The sequence below is a fragment of the Kineococcus deserti genome (assembly GCF_050871945.1).
Classification (GTDB): Bacteria; Actinomycetota; Actinomycetes; order Actinomycetales; family Kineococcaceae; genus Kineococcus.
Window position 1 is genome coordinate 82,801 of the sequence record NZ_JBJLSI010000014.1, and the last position, 25,762, is coordinate 108,562.

A 25,762-nucleotide genomic window follows, 5' to 3' on the forward strand; every position below is an offset into this window, starting at 1 on the left:
CGCCTGGTCGGCGTGTCGGGGCTGCTCGAGAGTGCTCGGGGCACCGGGAACGGGTCAGGCGCGGTCGTCACCGGCGCTGATGACCGTGGTGGCCACCTCGCGCATCGTCAGGCGCTTGTCCATCGAGGTCTTCTGGATCCAGCGGAACGCCTCGGGCTCGGACATGCCGAACTGCGTCTGCAGCTTCGACTTGGCCCGGTCGACCAGCTTGCGGGTCTCGAAGCGGTCGGCGAGGTCGGCGACCTCGTCCTCCAGCGCCATGATCTGCTGGTAGCGGCTGACCGCGATCTCGACCGCCGGGAGCAGGTCGGCGGAGGTGAACGGCTTCACGACGTAGGCCATCGCGCCGGCGTCGCGGGCACGCTCGACGAGCTCGGCCTGCGAGAACGCCGTCAGCAGCACGACCGGGGCGATGCGGGCCTTCGCGATCCGCTCGGCCGCCGAGATGCCGTCCAGGACGGGCATCTTGATGTCCATGACCACGAGGTCGGGCTTGTGCTCCTCCGCGAGGGCCACGGCCTGCTCGCCGTCGCCGGCCTGGCCGACGACGTCGTACCCGGCCTCGGTGAGCATCTCGACGATGTCGAGGCGGATGATCGCCTCGTCCTCAGCGACGACCACCCGACGTGTGGTCGTGGAAGAGCTGGCGGTGGTGTCGGCAGTGTTCGTCACAGCGGGCATCCTAGTCCGTGCCCCGGGGCTACTACGACTCGTCGTGGTCGTGGGTGGCCCGGACGGTGGGCCGGGCCCCGGCGCCGACCGGTCCCGGCACCCCGGTAGGGTGATCGACGCATCCCCCGGGACGCCCTGGTAGCCCAACCGGCAGAGGCAATCGACTCAAACTCGATCCAGTGTGGGTTCGAATCCCACCCAGGGCACCGTGTCGGATCGGCTGCGCGGAGCGCAGCGGGCCAGGTGTCGGCCAGCGAGACGCGAAGAGCCTCGAAGCAGCGACTTCCCGATGACCCTCACGGGACCGGGGAACGCCGCTTCGAGGCTCTTCGCGTCTCGTATCGCGTCGAGCGGGGCGGAAACGGCGCAAGCGCCCCTCCCACCAGGGTGAGTTCCCCGGGGAAGGAGCGCTTGCGCCGTTTCCGCCCCGCTCGACGCGAACCAGAGGCCCGCTCGCCCTGCGGAGCCAGTCCTACTTGTACGCCGCGCTGACGCCCGACGTCGCGTCGCCGATGCGGTGGACACGCACGGCGTTGGTGGACCCGACGATGCCCGGAGGGGCACCGGCGACGATCACCACGAGGTCGCCGACGGAGCAGCGACCCATCTCCTGCAGACGACGGTCGACCTCCTTGACCATCTCGTCGGTGGTCGAGATGAACGCCGCGTACTCCGGCTCGATGCCCCAGGACAGGGCCAGCCGGCGACGGGTCGCCTCCTCGGGGGTGAAGGCCAGCAGCGGGATCTGCGAGCGCAGCCGGGACAGGCGGCGCGCGGAGTCACCGGACTGGGTGAAGGTCACCAGCAGCTTGGCGTCGAGCTGCTTGCCGATCTCGGAGGCGGCCAGCGTGATGGCGCCGCCCTTGGTGTGCGGGACGGTGCCCAGCGCCGCGATCCGCTCGGCGCCGTGGGTCTCGGTGTTCTCGATGATGCGGGCCATGGTGCGCACGGCCTCGAACGGGAACGCCCCGACGCTGGTCTCGCCGGACAGCATGAGCGCGTCGGCGCCGTCGAGGACGGCGTTGGCGCAGTCGGAGGCCTCGGCGCGCGTGGGGCGCGGCGCGGTGATCATCGACTCGAGCATCTGCGTCGCGACGATGACCGGCTTGGCCTGGCGGCGGGCCAGCTCGATGGCGCGCTTCTGGACCAGCGGCACCTCCTCGAGCGGGAGCTCCACCCCCAGGTCACCGCGGGCGACCATGATGCCGTCGAAGGCGGCGACGACCTCGCGCAGGTTCTCGACGGCCTGCGGCTTCTCGACCTTGGCGATGCAGGGGACGGTGATCCCCTCCTCGGCCATGATCTTGTGCACGTCCTCGGCGTCGGCGGCCGAGCGCACGAAGGACAGCGCGACCATGTCCACGCCGAGCTTGAGGGCGAAGCGCAGGTCCTCCTTGTCCTTCTCGGACAGCGCGGGGACGCTGACGGCGACGCCGGGCAGGTTGATGCCCTTGTTGTTGCTCACCGGACCGGGGACGGTCACGCGGGTGGTGACCCGGGGACCGTCGACGGCGGTGACCTCCAGGCCCACCTTGCCGTCGTCGATGAGGATCCGGTCGCCGACCGCCACGTCGCCGGGCAGGCCCTTGTACGTGGTGGAGCACACGTCCTTGGTGCCCACGACGTCCTCGGTCGTGATGGTGAACACGTCACCGACGGCCAGGTCGTGGGGTCCGTCGGCGAACTTCCCGAGGCGGATCTTCGGGCCCTGCAGGTCGGCCAGGATCGCCACCGACCGGCCCGTGGCCTCGGCGGCCGCCCGCACCCCCTCGAAGTTCGCCCGGTGGTCGTCGTGCGAGCCGTGGCTCAAGTTCAACCGGGCGACGTCCATCCCGGCGTCCACCAGTGACCGCAACCCTTCGGGACCGGCCACGGCGGGCCCGAGGGTGCAGACGATCTTCGCTCTGCGCATGCCCCGACCCTATTGCGCCGCGACCGGTGACCGACGCGTGGGGCGTGCCGCCGGGCCGACGGTCACCGGATCCCCACCCGCACGACACCGGGCGGCCGACGTGCGGGACCTGCGCCGCAGCCCCACCATGGCCACGTGAACACGCAGGAACCGCAGCCGCAGAACGACTTCGAGCGGCAGGTCGACGACCTGGTGGAGGAACTCGTCGAGGAGTCCCTCGACCACGAGTACGCCGTCTACGTCCGGTTGCACGAGGACGGCGGCTGGCCGGCTGGCGCGCTGGAAGGGCTGGTCGCCGACCTGCACTCGGCGCACCCGCGGGTGGAGCCCGTCAACGACCCCGACCTGGCTCCCGAGCACGACGTCGTCCTGAGCATCGACGGCGACGGCCTCGACGCGCAGGGCGCGGCCCGGCACGCCCTGGAACGCATCGGCGAGGCGGCCGCCGCGCGCGGGCTGACCGGTCACGCCGCCGACGTGACCGTGCTGTCCGACAGCGCCGTGTGGACCTACGGACGCGACGAGGTCGACACCTGGTGACGCGCGCCCCCCGGTGACGAGCGGGGTACCGCCCCTCCGCGACACACTGGAGGGGCGGTCGAGCAGGCAGCCGCGCTCCCCGGCACCGGAGGCGGCACCGTTGTCCTCGCACCACCACTCATCCGAGGCGTCCGACGCGCCCGAGGTCGAGACGGTGACGCCCTCGACCTGGGCCGAACTGCACGACCTGCTGTTCGCCGACCCCTGGCCCGAGCGTGCCGGCCGTTACCACGCCACCGTGGTGCACCGCGGGATGTCCGAGGCCGCGCACGCCCTGCTGACCTCGGTGCAGCGGCTGGGACGGGCCGAACGCGAGAGCGACCTGCTGCGCAACTTCCGCAAGTACTCGCGGATGCCGTTCTCGAAGCAGGACAGCGACTGGGAGTGGCTGACGCTGGCCCAGCACCACGGGCTGCCGACACGCATCCTGGACTGGACGTACTCCCCGCTGGTGGCGCTGCACTTCGCCACGGCCGACGTGGCCCGCCACGACGTCGACGGCGCCGTCTGGTCGGCCGACTTCCTCGCCGTCCACGACCTGCTGCCGCAGGCGCTGCGCGCTGAGCTGGAGGCCAGCGGCGGGGCCCAGCTGAGCGTGGAGACGCTGGCCAGGGTGGCGCCCACGCTGGCCGACTTCGACGCCCTCGACGACGAGCCGTTCCTGACGTTCTTCGAACCGCCGTCGCTGGACGAGCGGATCGTCAACCAGTACGCCAGCTTCTCGGTGCTCTCCTCCGCGCACGCGCGCACCGACGACTGGCTGGCCCGGGCCGCGACCCCGCTGGTGCGGCGCGTCGTGGTCGGCAGTGCCCTGAAACCGTGCGTGCGGGAACGGCTGGACCAGGCCAACATCACCGAGCGGGTGCTGTTCCCCGGCCTGGACGGGTTGAGCCGCTGGCTGACCCGCTACTACACGAGCCCGCCGCGCACGTGACGACGCTCCCGGGGAACCCTCGGCGTGCAGGGCTCCCCGGGAGCGCGTGAGCTCAGGCCGTCAGCGGCACCGCGTCCGCGCGGATCGGCGAGGGCAGCGCGGTGTCACCCATGAGGAACTCGTCGACGGAGGCCGCACACGCGCGCCCCTCGGCGATGGCCCACACGATGAGCGACTGCCCGCGCCCGGCGTCGCCGGCGACGAACACCCCGGGGGTGGACGTGGCGTACCCGGGGGTGCGGGTGAACCGGGTGCGGGCGTCGGCCTGCAGACCCAGCTGGCCCACCAGGTCGCCGTGCTCGGGACCGGAGAACCCGATCGCCAGCAGCACCAGCTGCGCGGGCAGGTCCTGCTCGGTGCCCTCGACCGGCGTCCACACGCCGTCGACCTTGCGCACCTCGACGATGCGCAGGCCGGTGACCTTCCCGTCCTCGCCGATGAACGCCTGGGTGGAGGCGGAGAACTTCCGCTCCCCGCCCTCCTCGTGGGAGGAGGACACCGAGAACACCTTCGGCATCGTCGGCCACGGCTCGGTCTCGGCCCGCTCCTGCGGCCCCATCGGGTAGATGTCCAGCTGCGTCACCGACTTCGCGCCCTGGCGCAGCGCCGTTCCGTAGCAGTCCGAACCGGTGTCGCCGCCGCCGATGATGACGACGTCCAGGCCGTGCGCGTCGATGTAGTCCGCCGGGCGCTCCTCTCCCACCGCGATGCGGTTGGTCGGGGGCAGGTACTCCATCGCCTGGTGGATGCCGGCCAGGTCGCGACCGGGCAGGTCGACCTCGCGCCACTGGGTCGCCCCCGTGGCCACCACGATGGCGTCGTAGCGGTCGCGCAGCTGCTCACCGGTGATGTCGACACCGATGTTCACCCCGGCGCGGAACCGGGTGCCCTCGGCCTCCATCTGGGCCAGCCGGCGGTCCAGGACCGAGCGCTCCATCTTGAACTCGGGGATGCCGTAGCGCATCAGCCCGCCGATCTTGTCGTCGCGCTCGTAGACCGCGACGGTGTGACCGGACCGGGTGAGCTGTTGCGCCGCAGCCAGGCCCGCCGGGCCGGAACCGATGACGGCGACGGTCTTGCCGGTGAGGCGCTCGGGGACCTGCGGGGTGATCCAGCCGGAGTCGGCCGCGTTCTCGGCGATCATCACCTCGACCTGCTTGATCGTCACCGGCGGCTGGTTGATGCCCAGCACGCAGGCCGACTCGCACGGGGCCGGGCACAGCTTCCCGGTGAACTCGGGGAAGTTGTTCGTCGCGTGCAGCCGCTCGATGGCCTCACGCATGTCCCCGCGGCTGACCAGGTCGTTCCACTCGGGAATGAGGTTCCCCAGCGGGCAGGCGTTGTGGCAGAACGGGATGCCGCAGTCCATGCAGCGACCGGCCTGCCGCTTGAGCTGGGCGCGGTCCTGCGTCTCGTAGACCTCGCGCCAGTCCATCAGACGCAGCGGCACCGGCCGGCGCGGAGGCAGTTCCCGCTCGCGGACGGTGAGGAACCCCCGGGGATCAACCATGAGAAGCCTCCATGATGCGGGTGAGCACGGCCTCGGAGTCGGGCTCCAGACCGTCGCTGACGGCCTTGGCCCGGACCTCGAGCACGCGGCGGTAGTCCCGCGGGACGATCGTCGAGAACCGCTGCCGGGCAGCGCCCCAGTCGGAGAGCAGCTTGGCGGCGATGGTGGAGTCGGTGTGCTCGCGGTGGGCCACGAGCAGACCGTGGACGCGGGCGGCGGTCTCGTCGTCCAGCGGGACGACGTCGACCATGTCGCGGTTGACGCGGTGCTCCTTGAGGTCGAGCACGTGGGCCAGGCCGCCCGACATGCCCGCGGCGAGGTTGCGGCCGACGCGGCCCAGGATCACGACCTCACCACCGGTCATGTACTCCAGGGCGTGGTCGCCCACCCCTTCCACGACGGCCGTCGCCCCGGAGTTGCGGACGCAGAACCTCTCGCCGACCTCGCCGCGCAGGAACAGCTTCCCGCTGGTGGCGCCGTAGGCGATGACGTTGCCGGCCACGATGTCGCGTTCGCGCGACCCGGAGGAGCGGTCCGGGCGCACCACGACGGTGCCGCCCGACAGGCCCTTGCCGACGTAGTCGTTGGCGTCGCCGAACAGCCGCAAGGTGATGCCCTTGGGCAGGAACGCCCCCAGCGACTGGCCGGCCGACCCGGTGAAGGTGACGTCGATGGTGCCCTCGGGCAGCCCCTCCTCGCCCCACTTCCTGGTCAACTCGTGCCCGAGCAGCGTCCCGACGGTGCGGTTGACGTTGCGGACGGGCAGCTCGATCTGCACCGGGGTACCGCTGACGAGGGCGTCGGCGGCCCGCTCGATGAGGACGTGGTCCAGAGCCTTCTCCAGACCGTGGTCCTGCGTCTGGGAGTTGTGCAGCGTCGAGCCCTCCGGCGCGGTCGGCGCGTGCAGGATCGGCGCCAGGTCCAGCCCGGACGCCTTCCAGTGCGCGACGGCGCGGCGGGTGTCGAGGACCTCGACGTGGCCGACGGCCTCCTGGATGGAGCGGAAGCCCAGCGAGGCCAGCATCTCGCGGACCTCGGCGGCGATGAACTCGAAGAAGTTCACGACGTAGTCGGCCTTGCCGGTGAAGCGCGCCCGCAGTTCGGGGTTCTGCGTCGCGACGCCGACCGGGCAGGTGTCCAGCTGGCAGACGCGCATCATGATGCAGCCCGAGACGACCAGCGGCGCGGTCGCGAAACCGAACTCCTCGGCGCCCAGCAGGGCGGCGATGACGACGTCGCGGCCGGTCTTGAACTGCCCGTCGACCTGGACCACGATCCGGTCGCGCAGCCCGTTGACCACCAGGGTCTGCTGGGTCTCGGCCAGGCCGAGCTCCCAGGGACCGCCGGCGTGCTTCAGGCTCGTCAGCGGGGCGGCGCCCGTCCCGCCGTCGGCGCCGGAGATCAGCACGACGTCGGCCTTGGCCTTGGACACACCCGTCGCGACCGTGCCGACCCCGACCTCCGAGACCAGCTTCACGTGGACCCGAGCGGAGGGGTTCGCGTTCTTCAGGTCGTGGATGAGCTGGGCGATGTCCTCGATCGAGTAGATGTCGTGGTGCGGCGGCGGGGAGATGAGCCCGACGCCCGGCGTGGAGTGCCGGGTCCTGGCGATGTTCGGGTACACCTTGTGGCCCGGCAGCTGACCGCCCTCACCGGGCTTGGCGCCCTGGGCGACCTTGATCTGCAGGTCGGTCGCGGAGGTGAGGTAGTTGCTCGTGACGCCGAAGCGGCCCGAGGCGATCTGCTTGACCTTCGAGGTGCGCTCGGGGTCGTAGAGGCGGTCGACGTCCTCGCCGCCCTCGCCGGAGTTCGACCGGCCGCCGAGGCGGTTCATCGCCACGGCCAGGACCTCGTGCGCCTCCTGGGAGATGGAGCCGTAGCTCATCGCCCCGGTGCCGAAGCGCTTGACGATCTCGCTGACCGGCTCGACCTCCTCCAGCGGAACCGGTTCGCGCACACCCTTCTTCAGCGACAGCAGGCCGCGCAGGGTCATGAGCCGCTCGGACTGCTCGTCGACCCGCGAGGTGTACTTGCGGAAGAGGGCCTCGTTGCGCTGCCGGGTGGAGTGCTGCAGCTGGAAGACCGTCTCGGGGTCGAACAGGTGCGGTTCGCCCTCACGACGCCACTGGTACTCGCCACCGGTCTCCAGGCGGCGGTGCGCACGCTCCTGCCCCTCCACGGGGTAGGCCAGGCGGTGCCGCTGGGCGACCTCCTCGGCCAGCACGTCCAGCCCGACGCCGCCCAGGCGGGAGGTGGTGGCGGTGAAGTACTCGTCGACGAGGGTCTGGGACAGGCCCAGGGCCTCGAAGACCTGCGCGCCGCGGTAGGAGGCGACGGTGGAGATGCCCATCTTGGACATGACCTTCAGGACGCCCTTGCCGAGCGCCTTGATGAGGTTCCTGACCGCGGTCTGGGCGTCGACGTTGGTGATGACCTGGTGGCGGACGAGGTCCTCCACGGTCTCCATCGCCAGGTAGGGGTTGATCGCGGCCGCGCCGTAGCCGATGAGCAGCGCGACGTGGTGCACCTCGCGCACGTCACCGGCCTCGACGACCAGGCCGACCTGGGTGCGCAGCTTCTGCCGCACCAGGTGGTGGTGCACGGCCGAGGTCAGCAGCAGCGAGGGGATCGGTGCGTACTCGGCGTTGGACTCGCGGTCGGACAGCACGACGAAGACGGCCCCGTCGGCGATCGCGCGGGAGACCTCGGCGCGGATCTCCTCGATCCGGCGGGCGAGCTCGGCACCGCCGCCGGCGACCCGGTACAGCCCCTTGACGATGTGCGTCGTGCGGCCCGGGTTGCGGCGGTCGCGGTCGATGTGGACGATCTTGGCGAGCTCGTCGTTGTCGATCACCGGGAAGGGCAGCACCAGCTGGTGGCAGTGCGCGGCCGACTCCGCCAGCGGGTTCTTCTGCGGCCCCGTGGTGCTGATCAGCGAGGTGACCAGTTCCTCGCGGATGGCGTCCAGCGGCGGGTTGGTGACCTGCGCGAACAGCTGGGTGAAGTAGTCGAACAGCAGCCGCGGGCGCTCGGAGAGCACCGCCAGCGGCGTGTCCGACCCCATCGAGCCGATCGGCTCGGCAGCCGCGCGGGCCATCGGCGCCAGGATGAGCCGCAGCTCCTCCTCGGTGTAGCCGAAGGTCTGCTGGCGGCGGGTGACCGAGGCGTGCGAGTGCACGATGTGCTCGCGCGGGGGCAGGTCGCCGAGTCGCACGACGTTCTTGAGCCACTCGGCGTACGGCTGGGCGGCGGCGAGCTCGGCCTTGATCTCCTCGTCGTCGACGATGCGGCCCTTGGCCGTGTCGACGAGGAACATCTTGCCCGGCGCGACGCGGCCGCGGGCCACGATGGAGGACGGGTCCAGCTCCAGGACGCCGGTCTCGGAGGCCAGCACGACCAGGCCGTCGTCGGTCACCCAGTACCGCGAGGGGCGCAGGCCGTTGCGGTCCAGGACGCCGCCGATGACGGTGCCGTCGGTGAAGGTGAGGTTGGCGGGGCCGTCCCACGGCTCGGAGAACATCGAGTGGAACTCGTAGAAGGCCCGGCGGGCCGGGTCCATCTCGGTGTTGTTCTCCCACGCCTCGGGGATCATCATCAGCACCGCGTGCGGCAGCGACCGGCCGGCCAGGTGCAGCAGCTCGAGGACCTCGTCGAAGGAGGCCGAGTCCGAGCCCTCGGTGGCGCAGATCGGGCCCAGGCGCTGGACGTCGCCGGGGATGAGCGGGGTGCTCATGGTCGACTCGCGGGCCGCGGTCCAGTTCCGGTTGCCCTTGACGGTGTTGATCTCACCGTTGTGGGCGATGGTGCGGAACGGGTGCGCCAGCGGCCAGCTCGGGAACGTGTTCGTCGAGAACCGCGAGTGGACCAGGCCCAGCTCGGAGGTGAACCGGCGGTCGGACAGGTCCGGGAAGAACGGCTCGAGCTGCCCGGTGGTGAGCATGCCCTTGTAGACCATGGTCCGCGCCGACAGCGAGGGGAAGTAGACGCCCAGGTCGCGTTCGGCCAGCTTGCGCAGCGCGTAGACGCGGCGGTCGAGGTCGATGCCGGTCTCCAGCGGCCGCAGCCCGTCGGTGCGGGTGGCGACGAAGAGCTGGGCGAAGAACGGCATGCAGGCCCGCGCCTGCTGACCGACCAGGTCCGCGGTCACGGGCACGTCGCGCCAGCCGAGGACGTCGAGGCCCTCGGCCACGGCGATCTCCTCGATGCGGCGCACGGCCTCGGCCCGCTCGTCGGCGTCCAGGGGCAGGAAGGCGTTGCCGACGGCGTAGGCGCCCTTGGCGGGCAGCTCGACGCCCTGCTCGGCCATGACGGCGCGCAGGAACTCGTCGGGGACCTGGGTCAGGATGCCGGCGCCGTCGCCGGTGTTGGTCTCGGCGCCCACGGCGCCGCGGTGGTCGAGGTTGCGCAGTGCGGTGAGCGCGTGCTCGACGATGTCGTGGCCGGGTTCGCCGCGCATCGTGGCCACGAAGGCCACACCACAGGCGTCCTTCTCGTTGTCGCGGTCGTACAGACCGGCGTTCGGGGGGAACGACGTGAACGGCAGCGGGCGGACCTGCTGCGTGCTGGTCGGGTGCGACGCGGGGAGTTGCGACATGCAGTGCACCGTCCTCGGAGAGAGGTCGCTGGACCTCGATGGACAGGGGGGCCTCTCGACGGGTCTCCTCGAGCGTTCGCCCGGGTGGGCGGTTCTCGGCGAGCCGGGTCAGTCTCTTCGAGATGAGGCTCGCGCCTGGAGGGCGCGCGCCACGAACGAGGGGCGGCGCTGGCCCGCGTTCACCTCACTGTAACGCGCGGGACGCCGTGCTCAGGAGCACTCCGGCATCACCCGAGGATCGAGGTTCGATCACGATTCCTTCGCGTCCGGCCGTTCGTCACGGTCCGGTGAGGGTCGATCGGCAGAAGCGGTGACGGTCGGTCCGCCGGTCTGCGTCGCAGTGTCACCGCCCGGGGTGGTGGCCGCCGGCAACTCGGAGGAGGGTACCCGTTCCAGGACCTCGCCCCGACCAGCATTTACGCGGCGTGAGCGGACGAACGCAGCGAGTGCGGCGAGGAAGATGATCCCCGCGACCCACTGGTTGACCCGCAGACCCGCGATCTCGTTCGCGGTGTCGATGCGCAGCGCCTCGAAGACGCTGCGCCCGAGGCAGTAGAGGGCCACGTAGAGGAAGAACGCCTGCCCGTGCCGCAGCTGCACGCGCCGGTCCAGCAGCACGATGACCGCCGCGACGAGCAGGCACCACAGCGACTCGTACAGGAACGTGGGGTGGAAGGTGCCCACGACGACCGGGGCGCCGCTCGCGTCGGTCACCGCCCGGCCGGCCGCCTCGTCCCAGCGGTGGACCTCCAGGGCCCACGGCAGGTCGGTGGCGCGGCCGTACAGCTCGTTGTTGAACCAGTTCCCCCAGCGGCCGCAGGCCTGCGCCACCAGCAGTCCCGGCGCCATGGCGTCGGCCAGCGGCAGGAACCGGTACCCCGCCCGCCGGCAGGCGATCCAGGCACCCAGCGCTCCCCCGGCGATGGCGCCCCAGATCCCCAGGCCGCCCTCCCACACGTACAGCGCCCGGACGGGGTCACCGCCGGCGCCGAAGTACGCCTCCGGGGAGGTGAGGACGTGGTAGAGCCGGGCGCCGACGACACCGAGCGGAACGGCCCACACGGCCACGTCGAGGATGAAGTCGTCGCGTCCACCCCGGGCCCGCCAGCGCCGCTCGGCGATCCAGACGCCGAGCACGATGCCGACCACGATGCACAGCGCGTACGCCCTGATCGGCACCGGGCCCAGGTGCCAGACGGCGACCGTGGGGCTCGGCAGGGACGCGCCGATCACGGCGTGGCCGCGGGCGTGGCGGCGGCGACGGCCTGCTGCAGCGCCCCGACCGGGTCGGCGCCGAGCAGCTGCTCGATCGGGATCTCGCTCTTCTCGCCGCCTTCGGGGGTGACCGTCACCGTCGGGGTGCCCTGGACGCCGGCCTCCTGCTGGGAGTCGGCGATCGAGGTCACGTAGTCGCGGTAGGCGTGACCGTCGACGGCGGCCTGCCAGGCCTCCAGGTCGGGAACGCCGGCCTGCTCGGCGAAGTCGCGCAGCTGGGCGTCGGTGTACCCGGTGCCCTCCTGCTCGGGCTGGTTGGCGAAGACGACCTGGTTGTACTCGGCGAAGCGACCCTGGGCGTCGGCGGCGGCCGCGGCCTCGGCCGCGCGCTGGGAGGAGTCGTTGCCCAGGTTGCCGTCCAGGAAGGTCAGCGTGTGCACCACGACGGTCGCCTGGCCGCTGCTGGCCAGTTCCACGACGGCGTCACCGGCGGCGGCCTCGAAGCGCGCGCAGTACGGGCACTGGTAGTCCAGCCAGACGTCCACCGTGGGCGCCCCGGCGGCGGGCGTGCCGGCCAGCACGAGGCCCGCGCCGTTGCCCGACGCGCTCGGCGGGACGGCCTGCGCCGCGAGCGGGACGTCGTCCTGGCGCGAGCGGTCGATGACGACGAAGACGACCGCCGCCAGGGCGAGCACCACGACGACGGCGATGCTGACCAGCAGCACCCGGCGGCTGCGCTCGCGGGCGAGCTCGCGCTGGCGCAGCGCGGCGGCCTTGGCCCGCCGCGCCTCGCGCGCGTCCTCCACCTCGCCCGCGCGTGCGGGGTTGCCGCCGGTCCGCTTCTTGCTGCTCAACGCTTCGATCTCCTCGTCAGGACTGGGTGAGGGCGTCAGGGGCGGGTGCGGACGCCCTCGGCCAGCGCCTCGGCCAGCTCACCGACGGCCCGCGCACCGGCCGCGGACGAGTCGGCGTCCAGCAGGCGCTGGACGAACGCGGAACCGACGATGACGCCGTCGGCGTAGCCCGCGACCTCGGTGGCCTGGGCCGGGGTGGAGACCCCGAGCCCGACGCAGACCCGTTCGGCGCCGGCCGCCCGGGTGCGCCGGACCAGTTCGGCCGCACCCGAGCCCACCGTCGCACGCGTTCCTGTGACCCCCATCAACGAGGCGGCGTACACGAACCCGCGGCAGGCCGCGGACGTCGTGGCCAGCCGGGCGTCGGTCGAGCTCGGCGCGACGAGGAAGACGCGCTCGAGGTCGTGCTCGTCGCTGGCCGCGATCCAGGCCCCGGCCTCGTCGGGGATGAGGTCCGGTGTGATGAGCCCGGCTCCCCCGGCGCTCGCCAGGTCGGCCGCCCAGCGGTCGACGCCGTAGCGGTCGATCGGCGGGTAGTAGGTCATGACGAGCACGGCCGCTCCCGTCGAGGCGACGGCCTCGACCGCGCGCAGCACGTCGGCCGGGCGCGTCCGGTTGGCCAGGCACACGTCGACGGCCTTCTGGATCGTGGCGCCGTCCATCGTCGGGTCCGAGTACGGCAGGCCGAGCTCGACGACGTCCGCGCCGCCGGCCACGGCCGCCTTGGCGGCCGCGACGGAGCCGTCGACGTCGGGGTAGCCGACGGGCAGGTACGCCACGAGCGCGGCGCGACCCTCCGCCTTGGCGGCGTCGATCGCGGCGGCGGCCTTCCCCACGCGGGCAGACGTTTCCACAGTGCTCACCAGCCGGATCCCTCGGTCTTCTCGGGCGTCTGTCCGACGCGTTCGGCCTCCGACGCCACGAGGTCGGCGTCGCTGACGAGCCCGAACCAGCGGGCGGCGGTGTCGACGTCCTTGTCCCCACGGCCGGACAGGCTCACGAGGACGACGGCGTCGGGGCCGAGCTCCTTGCCCAGGTCGAGGGCACCGGCCAGGGCGTGCGAGCTCTCGATGGCCGGGATGATCCCCTCGGTCCGGCACAGCAGCCGGAAGGCCTCCATCGCCTGGGCGTCGGTGACGGGGTGGTACTTCGCGCGGCCGCTGGCGGCCAGCCAGGCGTGCTCGGGACCCACCCCGGGGTAGTCCAGGCCGGCCGAGATCGAGTGCGACTCGACCGTCTGGCCGTCCTCGTCCTGCATGACGAACTGACGGGCGCCCTGGAAGACCCCGGCGATGCCGGCCGAGATCGGCGCGGCGTGCCGGCCGGTCTCGATGCCGTCGCCGCCGGCCTCGTAGCCGTGCAGCGCGACACCGTGGTCGTCGAGGAAGGCGTGGAAGATGCCGATGGCGTTCGAGCCGCCGCCGACGCAGGCCGCGACCGCGTCCGGCAGCCGGCCGACGAGGTCCTGCACCTGCTGACGGGCCTCGAGGCCGACGACCCGCTGCAGGTCGCGCACCAGGACCGGGAAGGGGTGCGGGCCCGCGACCGTCCCGAACGCGTAGTGCGTGGTGTCGACCGAGGCGACCCAGTCGCGGAAGGCCTCGTTGACGGCGTCCTTCAGCGTGCGGCTGCCCGCGGTGACCGGCACGACGGTGGCCCCGAGCAGGCGCATCCGGGCGACGTTGAGGGCCTGGCGCCGGGTGTCCTCCTCGCCCATGTAGATCGTGCACTCCAGCCCCATGAGGGCCGCGGCGGTGGCGGTCGCGACACCGTGCTGGCCGGCGCCCGTCTCGGCGATGATCCGGTTCTTGCCCATGCGCTTGGTCAGCAGCGCCTGGCCGAGCACGTTGTTGATCTTGTGCGAGCCGGTGTGGTTGAGGTCCTCGCGCTTGAGCAGGATCCGCGCACCACCGGCGTGCGCGGCGAACCGGGGCACCTCGGTGATGATGCTGGGCCGGCCGGTGTAGCTGCGGTGCAGTTCGGCCAGCTCGGCCAGGAACCCCTCGTCGGCCATCGCCGCGGTGTGGGCGGCCTCGATCTCGTCGAGGGCGGCGACGAGGGCCTCGGGCACGAAGCGGCCGCCGAAGGCGCCGAAGTAGGGCCCGCGCTCGGCGCTGAAGCTGCGACCCGAGGTGGTCAGGGGGGTCTCCGACGTCGTCACGGGCGCACCGCCTGGATGGAAGGGTGGGCGCCGGCGGCGACGAGGTCGGCGACGGCCCGGCGCGGGTCGTCCCCCCGGACCAGGGTCTCGCCCACCAGGACCGCGTCGGCGCCCGCACGGGCGAACTCGACCACGTCGTGCGCCCCGGAGACGCCGGACTCGGCGACCTTGACCTTGGAGTCCGGGATGAGGGGCGCGAGGTCGGCGAACGTGCCGTTGTCGACCTCGAGGGTCTTGAGGTTGCGGTTGTTCACCCCGATGACCCGCGCGTCGGCGTCGAGGGCACGGGCGACCTCGTCGGCCGTGTGCACCTCCACCAGCGCGGTCATGCCCAGGGAGTGGGTGCGTTCGATGAGGGACACGAGGGCTTCCTGCTCGAGGGCGGCGACGATGAGGAGCACGACGTCGGCCCCCCAGGCGCGGGCCTCCCACAACTGGTACGACTCGACGACGAAGTCCTTGCGCAGCACGGGGACGTCGACGGCGCAGCGGACGGCGCGCAGGTCCTCCAGGCTGCCGCCGAAGCGGCGCTGCTCGGTGAGGACGCTGATGACGCTGGCGCCGCCGGCCTCGTACTGCCCGGCCAGCTCGGCCGGGTCGGGGATGGTGGCCAGCGCGCCCTTGGACGGGCTCTTGCGCTTGACCTCGGCGATGACCTTGACCCCGCGCTGCGCGCTGTCGCGGGGTTTGAGGATCGCGTGGGCGTCCTTGGCCGGAACCTGCCGGTGGGCCCGTTCCTTCAGCTCGTCGAGGGTGGTCAGCGCCTTGCGCGTGGCCAAGTCCTCGCGGACGCCGGCCAGGATGTCGTCGAGGACCGTCACGCGACGAGGGTATCGCCGCGCAGCGGCACGACCGTCAGCGGTCCAGGGGACCTGTGGACCGCGCGAGGGCCGGCCTCGCTCAGCGCTTGGGGCGGCCGACACCCACGGGCTTGCCGTCGGCGCCCTTGACGCCGAAGCCCGCCTTGGCCAGCACGTAGGCGACCACGAGCGAGGCCACGATGACGGCGCCACCGACGATGCCCCACACCAGGCTGGTGAACACGACGGCCAGGCACAGGATCAGGAACCCCACGAGGCAGACCCCGACACCGGCCCAGGCGGCGATGCTGTGCCCGTGGCCGTGCTCGTCGACGATGTCGACGTCCGCGTGGGTCGACGGGTTCTGCTGGCTGCTCACGCTGGGACTCCTCGGAAGGCGGGGGACGTACTACGCACACCGTACCGAGTCGGGCCGGAGCGGCGAGTCCCGGGCGCGGCGCCCGCGCGGTCGGCTCCCTCAGCGGGTCGGGTCGTCCCCACGGGTCAGCGAGTCCCACGCGGCCGCGGGGTCCTCGCGCGCGTCGGCGGGCCCTCGCGAGGCGTCCCGCTCGTGCCGGGCCGAGGTCGCGGTCGTCGCCTGCCAGCGCCGGGACCGGACGAGGATCCCGGCCCCGGCGACCGCGACCAGCACCCCACCGGCCGCCGAGACGACCGGCCAGGGCGCCAGCACCGGATCCCCGTCCAGGTCGACGGTCGTCGTCCCGCTGGCCGCGCGGGCCGGGACGGTCAGCGCGCTCGCCGGGTCGGTCACGGTGGCCACGCTCGAGGCGAGCACGCCGGCGCCACCGAGGAGCAGGACGACCGCGGCCACGACCCGCGCCACCCGGCGGCCCAGCGTGGAGGCGACGACGGCCGCCAGGCTCACCAGGGCCAGCGCGGTGGCGACCGGCGCGGCGTCGCGGCCGCTCGCCAGCACGTCGGTGTCGCCGGTCGCGGTCCGCACCGCACCGGTGACCCACGTCGGGGCTCCGGCCCCCAGGGCGACCACGGCCCCGGCCGTGCCGAGCAGGAGCAGCAGGCCGCGTTCGCGTCCGGCGCTCACGCGGTCACCCCCGCCCGCTCCGTCGCGCCCCTCGTCGCTCACGCCGTGGGGGTCCCGACGGCGACCGGCAGCACCGTGGCCTCGAAGCAGGTCCGGTCACCGGTGTGGCAGGCCGCCCCGACCTGGTCGACCTCGACGAGCAGCGCGTCGCCGTCGCAGTCCAGCGACACCTTCCTGACCCACTGCACGTGCCCGGAGGTGTCGCCCTTGCGCCAGCGCTGCCGCCGGCTGCGCGACCAGTACGTCGCGCGGCCGCTGGTCAGGGTCTCGGCCAGCGCCTCGTCGTCCATCCAGGCGACCATGAGCACCTCGCGGGTGTCGTGCTGCTGCACGACGGCGCAGACGAGCCCGTCGGAGGTGCGCTTCAGCTTCTCGGCGATGGCGGGATCGAGCACGGGCGAGGAACCGGGGGACGACACGCCCGCCATCGTCTCACCGCGCCCCGCGTCCTCGGGGCCGGCCCGGAGTGGTCCCGGGCGCCAGGGGTGGCACCATCAGCCGCATGGCCACCGGCACCAAGCAGCCCAGCGACGCCCGCCGCGAACGCGAGGGCCTGTGCGACAGCGCCCTGCACCTGGGACCCGACGCGCCGACGCTGTGCGCGGGCTGGGACGTGCGCGACCTGCTGGTGCACCTGGCGGTGCGGGACAACCGTCCCGACGTGGTGCTGGGCGAGGCGGTCCCCGCCCTGCGCGGGCACCGCGACAAGGTCTGGTCGGAGCTGGCCGCGCAGCCCTTCGGCGACCTCGTCGACCGGGTGCGCAACGGCCCGCACGGCCCGTTGAAGGTGCCGGCGCTGGACGGCCTGGCCAACAGCGCCGAGTTCTTCGTCCACCACGAGGACATCCTGCGGGCCCAGCCGGACTGGGCCCCGCGCGAGCTGCCCGGCGCCCAGGACGCGGCGCTGTGGCGCACCGTGAAGGTCATGGGCCGGGTCGCCTACCGGCGGGCCGGGGTGGGCGTGGTCCTCGTCACCCCGGGCGGTCCCCGGGCGGTGGTCCGCCAGGGCGCGGAGTCGGTGTCGCTGACCGGCGCACCGGCCGAACTGCTGCTGCACGCCTTCGGCCGCCGGTCCCGCGCGCAGGTTGCCGTCGACGGGACCTCCGCTGCGGTGCAGCGCTTCCGCGACTCGTTCCCGGACTAGCGCACGGGCGACCCGCTCGCCCGCAGCGCGTCCTTGACCTCCCCGATCGTCAGCTGGCCGAAGTGGAAGACGCTGGCCGCCAGCACGGCGTCGGCGCCCGCGGCCACGGCCGGCGGGAAGTGCTCGACGGCACCGGCACCACCGCTGGCCACCAGCGGCACGCTGACGCGGGCCCGCACCTCGCGCAGCATCTCCAGGTCGAAGCCGGCCTTGGTGCCGTCGGCGTCCATGGAGTTCAGCAGGATCTCCCCCGCGCCCAGCTCGGCGGCGCGGGCGGCCCACTCGACCGCGTCCAGACCCGTGCCCCGGCGGCCGCCGTGCGTGGTGACCTCGTACCCCGAGGCGGTGGCCGGCCCACCCGGCAGCGTGCGGCGGGCGTCGACGGACAGCACGAGGACCTGGGCCCCGAACCGCTCGGCGATCTCGGTGATGAGCTCGGGCCGGGCGATGGCCGCGGTGTTGACCCCGACCTTGTCGGCCCCGGCGCGCAGCAGCTTCTCGACGTCGGCGACGGTGCGGACGCCGCCGCCGACGGTCAGCGGGATGAACACCTGCTCGGCCGTGCGGCGCACGACGTCGTAGGTCGTCTCGCGCGAGCCCGACGACGCGGTCACGTCGAGGAAGGTCAGCTCGTCGGCCCCCTCGGCGTCGTAGCGGCGGGCCAGCTCGACGGGATCGCCCGCATCGCGCAGGTCGGTGAAGTTGACGCCCTTGACGACGCGACCGGCGTCGACGTCGAGGCAGGGGATGACACGGACGGCGACGCTCACACGGGCAGGGTAGACGGAGCCGGCGCCGTCCCGGGCCGGTACCGTCACCGGGTGGACGCCCCGCTCGTGATGACGCAGATCGACCCCCACGACCGGGAGGCGCTGCGGGCCTGGTCGACCCCCAGCCGTGCCGCGTTCCTCACGCCCGCCGCCACCGATGCCGACCTCGACGACCGTCTCGCAGAGGTCGGCGGCCACCGGCTGACCGCCGTGCACGACGTGGTCGACGGCGGGGTCGGCGGCGAGCAGCGGGTCGTGGCGACGCTGCGCACCTACGACTCCGAGCTCACGCTGCCCGGTGTGGACCCGGTGGAGGTGGACCTGGTCTCGACGGCGACCGTGCTGCCCACCCACCGCCGCCGCGGGCTGCTGTCCCGGATGCTCACCGCGGACCTGCGGCGGGCCCGGCACGCCGGGAACGTCTTCGCCGCGCTCATCGCCGCCGAGGCCCCCATCTACGGCCGCTTCGGCTTCGGCCCGGCCACCCACGCCACGAGCCTGGCCGTCGAGAACGCCCGCGTGCGGTTCCGCCCCGACGCCCCGGTGCCGGCAGGCTCGCTGGAGTTCGTGCCCGCCGGCCGCGTCGAGGAGCTCTCCCGCGTGCACGACGTGACCCGTCGGGCCCGTCCGGCGGGGCTGCTGCGCGACGCGGCGTGGTGGGAGGCGGCCGGCCGGCGCGGGGCCGGTCGCTGGGTCGGCCCGGCCGGACACGTCGTGCTGCACCGCGACGAGCACGGCACCGCCGACGGCTACGTGGCCTACGACGTCGTCGACGAGGCCGTCGGCCGCGTCCCCAACGGCACCGTCCACGTCGGGGACCTGGCCGCGACGAACCCCGCCGCGTACCGGGCGCTGTGGGAGTTCGTCACCTCGATCGACCTGGTGCGCACGACCCGGGCGAAGAACCGCCCCGTCGACGAACTGCTCCCCCACCTGCTGACCGACCCGCGCGCGGTGCAGACCGGGCCGGTCGACGACTTCCTGTGGCTGCGGGTGCTGGACGTGCCCGCTGCGCTGACGGCGCGGCGCTACCTGGGCGGCGGCACGCTCGTGCTGCAGGTCCTCGACCCGCTGGGGCTGGCGGAGGCGACCGTGCGCCTGCACGTGGGGGATCCCGGCGCCGACGGCTGGGCCTGCCCCGAGGTCACGACGACCGACGCGGCCCCGGACGTCGTGCTGGGCGTGGCCGAGCTCGCGTCGGTGCTGCTCGGCGGGACGTCCCCGGTGGCCCTGCACCGGGCCGGGCGGCTGGACGGCACGCCGGCGGCGGCGCTGTCCCTGCAGACGCTGATGGCCACGCCCGAGCAACCGTGGTGCCCCACGTGGTTCTGACGCTGCGGTCCACCGCGGCCGTCGTCGACGAGGTCGTGGCGCTGCTGGCCGCGGTGCCCGTGCCGCCCGCGGGGCCCACGGTGGTCGCGATCGACGGCCGGTCGGGATCGGGCAAGACCGACCTGGCCGCCGCGCTGGCCGCCCGTACGGGCGCGAGCGTGGTGCACATGGACGACCTGTACCCCGGCTGGGACGGGCTGGCCGCCGGGGTCGAGCTGCTGGGCGGCGTGCTGGCGGGCCTGCGCTCGGGCGCGCCGACGACCCGTCCGGTCTGGGACTGGACCCGGCAGCGGTACACCCGCGAGGTGCCGCTGCCCACCCACGGGGTGCTCGTCGTCGAGGGGGTCGGAGCCGGCTGCGCCGGCGCGGTGGACCTGCTCGTCGAGCTGGTCGCCGGTCCGGCGCTGCGCCGGGACCGCGCCCTGGCCCGCGACGGGGCGACGTTCGCCCCGCACTGGGAGTCCTGGGCCGCGCAGGAGACGGAGCTGTTCGCCCGCGAGCCGTTGCGGCCGGACGTGGTGTTCACGTCCGACACGGGCGCGGGCGGGGACCCGGCCTGGCGCTAAGCCTTCGGCGCGTGCGCCTCGACGAGCCGGGCCAGCCGCAGCGCCTCGGCCTTGGCGTACTCCCCGTCGGCGCGCTGGACGGCCATGACGGCGAGGTTCTCGCCGTCGTCGGTGTCCAGCGTCAGCCACGGGTCGGCCCCGCCGAAGCGGACGGCGACGACGGCCCCCCACTCCACCTCGCGGGTGTAGACGACGTTGCGCACCACGAGCCCGGCCTCGGTCACCCTGGCCCGCACCGTGACCAGCCGCACGAGGCCCCCGGCGACCAGGGCCGCGAAGACCAGCGCGGAGACGGTGTCGCTCCACGTCCAACCCGAGTCCGGCGACAGGGACAGCCCGATCGAGACGCCGACCATGACCAGGACGATGCCGATCGCGACGCCGAACCCCACGACGCGCGCGCGCCGGGGGTGGAAGTCGCGGTGCTCCGGTGCCCTCATCGCCGTCTTCGCCGTCGTCACAGCCGGCAGGCGTGGATGCTGGTGACCAGGATGCCGCGGGCGCCGAGGTCGTACAGCTCGTCCATGACCCGGTTCGTCTCCGACCGCTTCACCATGGCCCGCACGGCGACCCAGTCCTGCTTGGCCAGCGGCGAGACGGTCGGCGACTCCAGCCCGGGGGTGATCGCGCAGGCCTGCTCGACGATCGCCTTCGGGCAGTCGTAGTCGACCATCACGTACTGCCGGGCGACCAGGACGCCCTGCAGCCGGCGCACGAGCACGTCGACCGCCGGGTCCTGGGGCGCGCCCGAGCGGCGGACGAGGACGGCCTCGGAGCGCATGAGCGGCTCGCCGAAGATCTCCAGCCCCGCCGCGCGCAGCGTCGTGCCGGTCTCGACGACGTCGGCGATCACGTCGGCGATGCCGAGGGCGACGGCCGTCTCCACGGCCCCGTCGAGGTGGACGATGTCGGCGGTCACCCCGTGGTCGGCCAGGTGCTTGGCCAGCAGACCGGAGTAGCTGGTGGCGATGCGGCGGCCTTCGAGGTCGGCGACCGAGGTCGCGATCCCCGGCCGGCCGGCGAAGCGGAAGGTGCTGCGCGCGAAGCCGAGCTGCAGGACCTCGTCGGCGGGAGCGCGCGAGTCCAGCAGCAGGTCGCGGCCGGTGATGCCGGCGTCGAGGGTGCCGGAGCCGACGTACAGCGCGATGTCGCGCGGGCGCAGGAAGACGAACTGCACCGAGTTGTCGGGGTCGTCGAGGATGAGTTCCTTGGCCTCGCGACGCTGGTTGTAACCGGCCTCGCGCAGCATGGCCGAGGCGGCCTCGGACAGGGATCCTTTGTTGGGGACGGCGATGCGCAACATCGGGGGCTCCTAGAGGTGGGCGTACACGTCGTCGAGGGTCAGACCGCGGGCGACCATCAGCACCTGCAGGTGGTACAGCAGTTGCGAGATCTCCTCGGCGGTCCGTTCCCCGGACTCGTGCTCCGCGGCCATCCAGACCTCGGCCGCCTCCTCGACGACCTTCTTGCCGATGGCATGGACGCCCCCGTCCAGTTCCAGCACCGTCCGCGAGCCCTCGGGCCGGGTCAGCGCCTTGTCGCTCAGTTCGGCGAACAGGGCGTCGAAGGTCTTCACGTGCACGGAGTCTAGGTGGTCCGCCCTGCTCCCCCGACCACGCGGTCCCCCGGTCGGCACGTCGACTCCACGACCCCGGTCGGCGAGCCCGTGGAGTCGGCGTGCCGGAAGCGCGGCCTCAGTCCTTCGGCCTCGGCGCGACGTCGCGCAGGGCGACGACGGTCTCCAGCGCCGCCAGCACGGCCTCGGCTCCCTTGTCCTCGCGCGACCCGCGCAGACCCGCGCGGTGCAGGGCCTGGGCCTCGTTGTCGACGGTGAGCACGCCGAACCCGATCGGCACGCCCGTGGTGACCGCGACCTGGGTCAGCCCCTGGGTGGCGGCGTCGCACACGTACTCGAAGTGCGGGGTGCCGCCGCGGATGACGACGCCGAGGGTGACGACGGCGTCGAACCCCGCCCGGGCCAGCCGGGCCGCGGCCACGGGCAGTTCGAACGCGCCGGGCACGCGGACCTCGGTGACGTCGGTGACGCCGGAGGCCTGCAGGGCGCGGCGGGCGCCCTCGAGCAGTCCGTCCATGACCTCGGCGTGCCAGCGGGCCGCGACGACCGCGACCTTCAGCCCGCTGCCGTCGACGGTGATCTCCGGGCTTCCGTCCCCGCTCATGAGTTCTCCTCTCCTGCCGCGGACAGGTGCGTCCGCAGGTCGGCGATCGTCAGCACCGGCAGGTCGTACCGCTGCCCCAGCGCGACGATCTGGTTCCACCGTGACATCGAGCCGTCGTCCTCGACGAGTTCGGCGATGATGCCGACGGGCGTCAGCCCCGCCAGCCGGCACAGGTCGACGGCGGCCTCGGTGTGGCCGGGCCGTTCCAGGACGCCGCCGGGCCGCGCCCGCAGCGGGAACACGTGCCCGGGGCGGACCAGGTCGGCCGGCACGGCGCCGGGGTCGGCCAGCACCCGGGCGGTGCGGGCCCGGTCGGCTGCGGAGATCCCCGTGCTCACCCCCGTCGCGGCGTCGCAGCTGACGGTGTAGTCGGTGCGCAGCGAGTCCTCGTTGCGTTCGACCATCCGCGGCAGGCCCAGGGCCTCGGCCCGGTCGGCGGGCATCGGGGCGCAGAGCATCCCCGAGGTGTGCCGCACGGTCCAGCCGATCCACTCGGGCGTGGCCAGTTCCGCGGCGAGGATGGCGTCACCCTCGTTCTCGCGGTCGGCGTCGTCGGTGACCAGGACGGGTTTCCCGGCGCGCAGGGCCTCCAGCGCGGCGGCGATCGTGAGGTCGGTGGCCGTGGCGGTCACGCCGGAACCCCTCCCGACACGTCCTGGGCCGCCCGGTCGAAGGCGTTGATCCGCTCGACGTACTTGGCCAGCACGTCGACCTCGAGGTTCACGCTGGCGCCGACGGGTTTGCTGCCCAGCACCGTCAGTTCCAGCGTCGTGGGGATGAGGGAGACCTCCACCCAGGGGTCGGGGTCGGCGACCTCGCTGACCCCGGAGACCGTCAGCGACGTCCCGTCGACGGTGATCGAGCCCTTCTCCACCACGTACCGCGCGAGGGAGGCGGGAAGGGCGAACCGCACGACCTCCCACGCTTCCCCCGGGGTCCGGGAGAGCAGCGTCCCGGTGCCGTCGACGTGGCCCTGCACGATGTGCCCGCCGAGCCGGCCGTGCGCGGCCATCGCGCGTTCCAGGTTCACCCGGCGCCCGACGGCGACGTCGTGCAACGAACTGCGCCGCAACGACTCGGCCATCACGTCGACCGTGAAGGTGCCGGGTTCGGGTTGCCCTGTGACGGTGAGGCAGACACCGTCGACGGCGATCGACGCGCCGTGCACGGCGTCGGAGACGACGAGCGGACCGCGCACGGTCAGCCGCGCCGATTCCGCACCGTACTCCACGGCGACGACCTCGCCGATCTCCTCAACGATCCCGGTGAACACCGGCGGCCTCCTCGAACTCGGGGACGGACTGGAACTGCGGGGGAACCTCCGCCGGCGCGGGCGAGCAGGGTCGGGCGACGACGCGGACGTCGCCCCCGACGAGGTCGACGGAGGTGGTCTGCAGCCGGCTGATGTCCGGCAGGGAGCGGATCCCGAGGTCGCCGACCGCGGGGGTTCCGGCGCCGAGCAGCGCGGGCGCCAGGTAGCAGACGACCTCGTCGACCAGCCCGGCGGCGACGAACGCCGCGGCCAGCGCGGGGCCGCCCTCGAGCAGGACGCTGCGGACCTCCCGGGCGGCCAGCACCCGCAGGACCTCGCGCGGGTCCCGCGTGCGCACGTGCAGGGTCTCGGCGGCGGCGTCGGCGAGCCGGGCCCCGGCCGGCAGGTCGCGCAGCCCGGCCACGACCCGCAGCGGCTGCGGTCCGGTCACGACGCCGTCGCGGCGGACGGTCAGCGACGGGTCGTCGACCAGGGCGGTGCCGGTGCCGACGAGGACGGCGTCGTGCCCGGCGCGCAGGCGGTGCACGTCGGCGCGGGCGGCGGCCGAGGTGATCCAGCGACTGGTGCCGTCGGCGGCCGCGGACCGGCCGTCCAGGGTGGAGGCCCACTTCCAGGTCACCCAGGGGCGGCCGCGCCCGACGGCGACGGCCCAGCGTTCGTTCAGCGCCCGGGCCTGCTCGCCCAGCGGCCCGACCTCGACGTCGACCCCGTGCGCGCGCAGTTCGGCGGTCCCGCCGGCGGCGCGGGGGTTCGGGTCGGGCACGGCGACCACGACGCGGGACACCCCGGCCTCGAGCAGGGCGCGGCTGCACGGCCCGGTCCGTCCGGAGTGGGCGCAGGGTTCGAGGGTGACGACGGCGGTGGCGCCCACCACCGACCCCGCGACGGCCTGCAGGGCAGCGACTTCGGCGTGCGGTGTGCCCGCGCCGCGGTGGAACCCCTCGGCGAGGGTCTCCCCGTCGGGGCCGAGCAGCACGCAGCCGACGCGGGGGTTGGGTCCCGTGGCCGGGCCGCGCGCGGCCAGTTCCAGGGCGCGGGCCATCGCCTCGAGCTCTCGGGGTGTCGCCACCGCGGTCCTCCTCCTCACGTCCGAGCGGAACGTCCGACGTGCGGACCCCGGAGGGGACGTGCCGAGAGGCGCGACGGGTCGCCGGCGGTCGCACCCCGCGTCGGGGTGCACCGCGGCGGACCGTCGACGAGGCGTCGACGGCCGGGCCGGCACTGCGTCCCGGGACGGGGACGGCGACGGCACGCACCGACGACGCCGCGCGCTGCCTCCCATCCGGACTTTCACCGTCGGCCCCGGAATTCCACCGGATCAACCACCCACCGAGGTGGGGGCTCGCGGACTGTCACCGCCGGTTCGGATTTCCACCGACCCCGGAGCACGCGTGTCGTGCGGTCTTGCTGGTGGCCTCAGTCTGCCACGGGACCGCCGTCAGTGGCGGCAGGCCCCGGCCGCGAGGTCACGCAGCTCGTCCACGGCGGCCGCGGCGTCCGCGGCCCCGTAGACCGCCGAACCGGCCACGAAGACGTCGGCGCCGGCCTCGGCGGCCCGCTCGATGGTGCTCGCCGAGACACCCCCGTCGACCTGCAGCCGGACGTCGAGATCGCCGATCGCGGCGCGGGCGCGGCGGATCTTGGGCAGCGTGACGTCGAGGAAGCTCTGGCCGCCGAAACCCGGTTCGACGGTCATGACCAGGACCATGTCGAACTCCGGCAGCAGGTCGACGAAGGGCTCGATCGGCGTGGCGGGGCGCAGCGCGATCCCGGCGCGGCCACCGGCCGCGCGGATCTCGCGGGCCAGCTTCACGGGCGCCATCGCGGCCTCGGCGTGGAAGGTCACGCCCGCCGCGCCGGCCTCGGCGTAGGCCGGGGCCCAGCGGTCCGGCGCCTCGATCATGAGGTGGCAGTCCAGCGGGACGGGCGAGACCTTCTGCAGCGCCTCGACGATCGGCAGGCCGAGCGTCAGGTTCGGCACGAAGTGCCCGTCCATGACGTCGACGTGGGCGGCGTCGGCGTTGGCGATCCGCGCCAGCTCCGCCTGCAGGTTGGCGAAGTCGGCGGACAGGATGCTGGGGTTGACCTGGGGGGTTCGGGCGTTCGGCACGTCGCAGACAGTAGCCGCGCGGTGGGGGGGGGGGGGGGGGGGGGGGGGGGGGGGGGGGGGGGGGGGGGGGGGGGGGGGGGGGGGGGGGGGGGGGGGGGGGGGGGGGGGGGGGGGGGGGCGGGGCGGGCCGCC

The 25,762-nt window shown here is 73.6% G+C and carries 25 protein-coding genes, 1 tRNA gene, 1 pseudogene and 1 riboswitch; of the genes and pseudogenes, 6 read left to right on the forward strand and 21 right to left on the reverse strand.

Annotated elements, in window-relative coordinates; translation table 11 throughout:
- Positions 1 to 54: 54 nt before the first annotated feature.
- Positions 55 to 681 carry an ANTAR domain-containing response regulator gene (locus ACRYR2_RS12835; RefSeq protein ID WP_432563253.1) on the reverse strand — a complete coding sequence of 209 codons (627 nt, stop codon included), beginning with the start codon at positions 679 to 681 and terminating at the stop codon, positions 55 to 57.
- A gap of 123 nt (positions 682 to 804) precedes the next feature.
- Between ACRYR2_RS12835 and ACRYR2_RS12840 the strand changes: the two genes are divergently transcribed.
- Positions 805 to 878, forward strand: a tRNA-Leu gene (locus ACRYR2_RS12840).
- 266 nt (positions 879 to 1,144) lie between these two features.
- Here ACRYR2_RS12840 and pyk read toward each other — a convergent pair.
- Complete coding sequence (gene pyk / locus ACRYR2_RS12845; RefSeq protein ID WP_432563254.1) at positions 1,145 to 2,584, reverse strand: pyruvate kinase; 1,440 nt, start codon at positions 2,582 to 2,584, stop codon at positions 1,145 to 1,147.
- Positions 2,585 to 2,719: 135 nt separating this feature from the next.
- On the opposite strand from pyk, the gene ACRYR2_RS12850 reads away from it, so the two are divergent.
- Positions 2,720 to 3,124, forward strand: coding sequence for a hypothetical protein (locus ACRYR2_RS12850; protein WP_432563255.1), 405 nt, complete (start codon positions 2,720 to 2,722; stop codon positions 3,122 to 3,124).
- Positions 3,125 to 3,278: 154 nt separating this feature from the next.
- Complete coding sequence (locus ACRYR2_RS12855) at positions 3,279 to 4,058, forward strand: FRG domain-containing protein (RefSeq protein ID WP_432563256.1); 780 nt, start codon at positions 3,279 to 3,281, stop codon at positions 4,056 to 4,058.
- A 52-nt stretch (positions 4,059 to 4,110) separates the two neighbouring features.
- On the opposite strand, the gene ACRYR2_RS12860 is transcribed toward ACRYR2_RS12855, so the two are convergent.
- The 10 genes from ACRYR2_RS12860 to hisI all read right to left on the reverse strand — a co-directional run bounded on the left by ACRYR2_RS12860 (position 4,111) and on the right by hisI (position 16,683).
- Positions 4,111 to 5,568, reverse strand: a complete 1,458-nt coding sequence (locus ACRYR2_RS12860) for a glutamate synthase subunit beta (RefSeq protein ID WP_432563257.1) — start codon at positions 5,566 to 5,568, stop codon at positions 4,111 to 4,113.
- Complete coding sequence (gltB, locus tag ACRYR2_RS12865) at positions 5,561 to 10,162, reverse strand: glutamate synthase large subunit (protein WP_432563258.1); 4,602 nt, start codon at positions 10,160 to 10,162, stop codon at positions 5,561 to 5,563. Before gltB ends, ACRYR2_RS12860 begins: the two co-directional genes overlap by 8 nt.
- Positions 10,163 to 10,411: 249 nt before the next feature.
- Positions 10,412 to 11,395, reverse strand: a complete 984-nt coding sequence (lgt, locus tag ACRYR2_RS12870) for a prolipoprotein diacylglyceryl transferase (protein ID WP_432563259.1) — start codon at positions 11,393 to 11,395, stop codon at positions 10,412 to 10,414.
- The gene (locus ACRYR2_RS12875) at positions 11,392 to 12,231 is read right to left on the reverse strand and encodes a DsbA family protein (protein WP_432563260.1); all 840 of its coding nucleotides are present in this window, start codon (positions 12,229 to 12,231) and stop codon (positions 11,392 to 11,394) included. The genes lgt and ACRYR2_RS12875 overlap by 4 nt, the downstream gene beginning before the upstream one ends.
- 35 nt (positions 12,232 to 12,266) lie before the next feature.
- On the reverse strand, positions 12,267 to 13,094 hold the full coding sequence (gene trpA / locus ACRYR2_RS12880; protein WP_432563261.1) for a tryptophan synthase subunit alpha: 828 nt from the start codon (positions 13,092 to 13,094) through the stop codon (positions 12,267 to 12,269).
- Positions 13,091 to 14,392, reverse strand: a complete 1,302-nt coding sequence (trpB, locus tag ACRYR2_RS12885; protein WP_432563262.1) for a tryptophan synthase subunit beta — start codon at positions 14,390 to 14,392, stop codon at positions 13,091 to 13,093. Before trpB ends, trpA begins: the two co-directional genes overlap by 4 nt.
- Positions 14,389 to 15,213 carry an indole-3-glycerol phosphate synthase TrpC gene (trpC, locus tag ACRYR2_RS12890; protein WP_432563263.1) on the reverse strand — a complete coding sequence of 275 codons (825 nt, stop codon included), beginning with the start codon at positions 15,211 to 15,213 and terminating at the stop codon, positions 14,389 to 14,391. Before trpC ends, trpB begins: the two co-directional genes overlap by 4 nt.
- A gap of 79 nt (positions 15,214 to 15,292) precedes the next feature.
- Complete coding sequence (locus ACRYR2_RS12895) at positions 15,293 to 15,571, reverse strand: HGxxPAAW family protein (RefSeq protein ID WP_432563264.1); 279 nt, start codon at positions 15,569 to 15,571, stop codon at positions 15,293 to 15,295.
- A 99-nt stretch (positions 15,572 to 15,670) separates the two neighbouring features.
- The gene (locus ACRYR2_RS12900) at positions 15,671 to 16,255 is read right to left on the reverse strand and encodes a Trp biosynthesis-associated membrane protein (protein ID WP_432563265.1); all 585 of its coding nucleotides are present in this window, start codon (positions 16,253 to 16,255) and stop codon (positions 15,671 to 15,673) included.
- A gap of 38 nt (positions 16,256 to 16,293) precedes the next feature.
- Positions 16,294 to 16,683, reverse strand: a complete 390-nt coding sequence (hisI, locus tag ACRYR2_RS12905; RefSeq protein ID WP_432563266.1) for a phosphoribosyl-AMP cyclohydrolase — start codon at positions 16,681 to 16,683, stop codon at positions 16,294 to 16,296.
- Positions 16,684 to 16,757: 74 nt separating this feature from the next.
- Between hisI and ACRYR2_RS12910 the strand changes: the two genes are divergently transcribed.
- Entirely contained in the window at positions 16,758 to 17,399 is a 642-nt protein-coding gene (locus ACRYR2_RS12910; protein ID WP_432563267.1) for a TIGR03085 family metal-binding protein, read from the forward strand.
- On the opposite strand, the gene hisF is transcribed toward ACRYR2_RS12910, so the two are convergent.
- Positions 17,396 to 18,169, reverse strand: coding sequence for an imidazole glycerol phosphate synthase subunit HisF (gene hisF / locus ACRYR2_RS12915; RefSeq protein WP_432563268.1), 774 nt, complete (start codon positions 18,167 to 18,169; stop codon positions 17,396 to 17,398). The two genes, ACRYR2_RS12910 and hisF, sit on opposite strands and share 4 nt — an antisense overlap.
- A 51-nt stretch (positions 18,170 to 18,220) precedes the next feature.
- Between hisF and ACRYR2_RS12920 the strand changes: the two genes are divergently transcribed.
- A complete protein-coding gene (locus tag ACRYR2_RS12920) occupies positions 18,221 to 19,501 on the forward strand; it encodes a GNAT family N-acetyltransferase (RefSeq protein ID WP_432563269.1) in 1,281 nt (426 codons plus the stop codon).
- A complete protein-coding gene (locus tag ACRYR2_RS12925; protein WP_432563270.1) occupies positions 19,492 to 20,067 on the forward strand; it encodes a nucleoside/nucleotide kinase family protein in 576 nt (191 codons plus the stop codon). Before ACRYR2_RS12920 ends, ACRYR2_RS12925 begins: the two co-directional genes overlap by 10 nt.
- Here the strand turns inward: ACRYR2_RS12925 and ACRYR2_RS12930 are convergent.
- The 8 genes and pseudogenes from ACRYR2_RS12930 to rpe form a co-directional block, all read right to left on the reverse strand.
- Positions 20,064 to 20,507, reverse strand: coding sequence for a PH domain-containing protein (locus ACRYR2_RS12930; RefSeq protein WP_432563271.1), 444 nt, complete (start codon positions 20,505 to 20,507; stop codon positions 20,064 to 20,066). The two genes, ACRYR2_RS12925 and ACRYR2_RS12930, sit on opposite strands and share 4 nt — an antisense overlap.
- A gap of 17 nt (positions 20,508 to 20,524) precedes the next feature.
- Positions 20,525 to 21,370 (reverse strand): ATP phosphoribosyltransferase, encoded by an 846-nt coding sequence (gene hisG, locus ACRYR2_RS12935; protein WP_432563272.1) that lies wholly within the window; start codon positions 21,368 to 21,370, stop codon positions 20,525 to 20,527.
- A 9-nt stretch (positions 21,371 to 21,379) separates the two neighbouring features.
- Positions 21,380 to 21,643: a phosphoribosyl-ATP diphosphatase gene (locus ACRYR2_RS12940; protein ID WP_432563273.1), complete on the reverse strand. Its 264-nt coding sequence runs from the start codon at positions 21,641 to 21,643 to the stop codon at positions 21,380 to 21,382.
- A 118-nt stretch (positions 21,644 to 21,761) separates the two neighbouring features.
- Complete coding sequence (gene ribH, locus ACRYR2_RS12945; protein WP_432563274.1) at positions 21,762 to 22,247, reverse strand: 6,7-dimethyl-8-ribityllumazine synthase; 486 nt, start codon at positions 22,245 to 22,247, stop codon at positions 21,762 to 21,764.
- Positions 22,248 to 22,264: 17 nt separating this feature from the next.
- A pseudogene (ribB, locus tag ACRYR2_RS12950) lies at positions 22,265 to 22,852 on the reverse strand (3,4-dihydroxy-2-butanone-4-phosphate synthase); the annotation flags it as partial.
- Between the two features lie 23 nt (positions 22,853 to 22,875).
- Positions 22,876 to 23,520 carry a riboflavin synthase gene (locus ACRYR2_RS12955; RefSeq protein WP_432563275.1) on the reverse strand — a complete coding sequence of 215 codons (645 nt, stop codon included), beginning with the start codon at positions 23,518 to 23,520 and terminating at the stop codon, positions 22,876 to 22,878.
- Positions 23,501 to 24,562, reverse strand: a complete 1,062-nt coding sequence (ribD, locus tag ACRYR2_RS12960) for a bifunctional diaminohydroxyphosphoribosylaminopyrimidine deaminase/5-amino-6-(5-phosphoribosylamino)uracil reductase RibD (RefSeq protein ID WP_432563284.1) — start codon at positions 24,560 to 24,562, stop codon at positions 23,501 to 23,503. The genes ACRYR2_RS12955 and ribD overlap by 20 nt, the downstream gene beginning before the upstream one ends.
- Before the next feature lie 222 nt (positions 24,563 to 24,784).
- Positions 24,785 to 24,913: riboswitch (FMN riboswitch) on the reverse strand.
- 45 nt (positions 24,914 to 24,958) lie between these two features.
- A complete protein-coding gene (gene rpe, locus ACRYR2_RS12965) occupies positions 24,959 to 25,630 on the reverse strand; it encodes a ribulose-phosphate 3-epimerase (RefSeq protein WP_432563276.1) in 672 nt (223 codons plus the stop codon).
- Positions 25,631 to 25,762 lie beyond the last annotated feature (132 nt).

Bases quoted from the DNA above. Each gene is read 5' to 3' on its own strand.
- ACRYR2_RS12910 (WP_432563267.1), top strand. From the start codon at position 16,758: ATGGCCACCGGCACCAAGCAGCCCAGCGACGCCCGCCGCGAACGCGAG.
- ribH (WP_432563274.1), bottom strand. From the start codon at position 22,247: ATGAGCGGGGACGGAAGCCCGGAGATCACCGTCGACGGCAGCGGGCTG.
- gltB (WP_432563258.1), bottom strand. From the start codon at position 10,162: ATGTCGCAACTCCCCGCGTCGCACCCGACCAGCACGCAGCAGGTCCGC.
- hisI (WP_432563266.1), bottom strand. From the start codon at position 16,683: ATGGCGGGCGTGTCGTCCCCCGGTTCCTCGCCCGTGCTCGATCCCGCC.
- hisG (WP_432563272.1), bottom strand. From the start codon at position 21,370: ATGTTGCGCATCGCCGTCCCCAACAAAGGATCCCTGTCCGAGGCCGCC.
- pyk (WP_432563254.1), bottom strand. From the start codon at position 2,584: ATGCGCAGAGCGAAGATCGTCTGCACCCTCGGGCCCGCCGTGGCCGGT.
- ACRYR2_RS12930 (WP_432563271.1), bottom strand. From the start codon at position 20,507: ATGAGGGCACCGGAGCACCGCGACTTCCACCCCCGGCGCGCGCGCGTC.
- ACRYR2_RS12835 (WP_432563253.1), bottom strand. From the start codon at position 681: ATGCCCGCTGTGACGAACACTGCCGACACCACCGCCAGCTCTTCCACG.
- ACRYR2_RS12860 (WP_432563257.1), bottom strand. From the start codon at position 5,568: ATGGTTGATCCCCGGGGGTTCCTCACCGTCCGCGAGCGGGAACTGCCT.
- ribD (WP_432563284.1), bottom strand. From the start codon at position 24,562: ATGGCCCGCGCCCTGGAACTGGCCGCGCGCGGCCCGGCCACGGGACCC.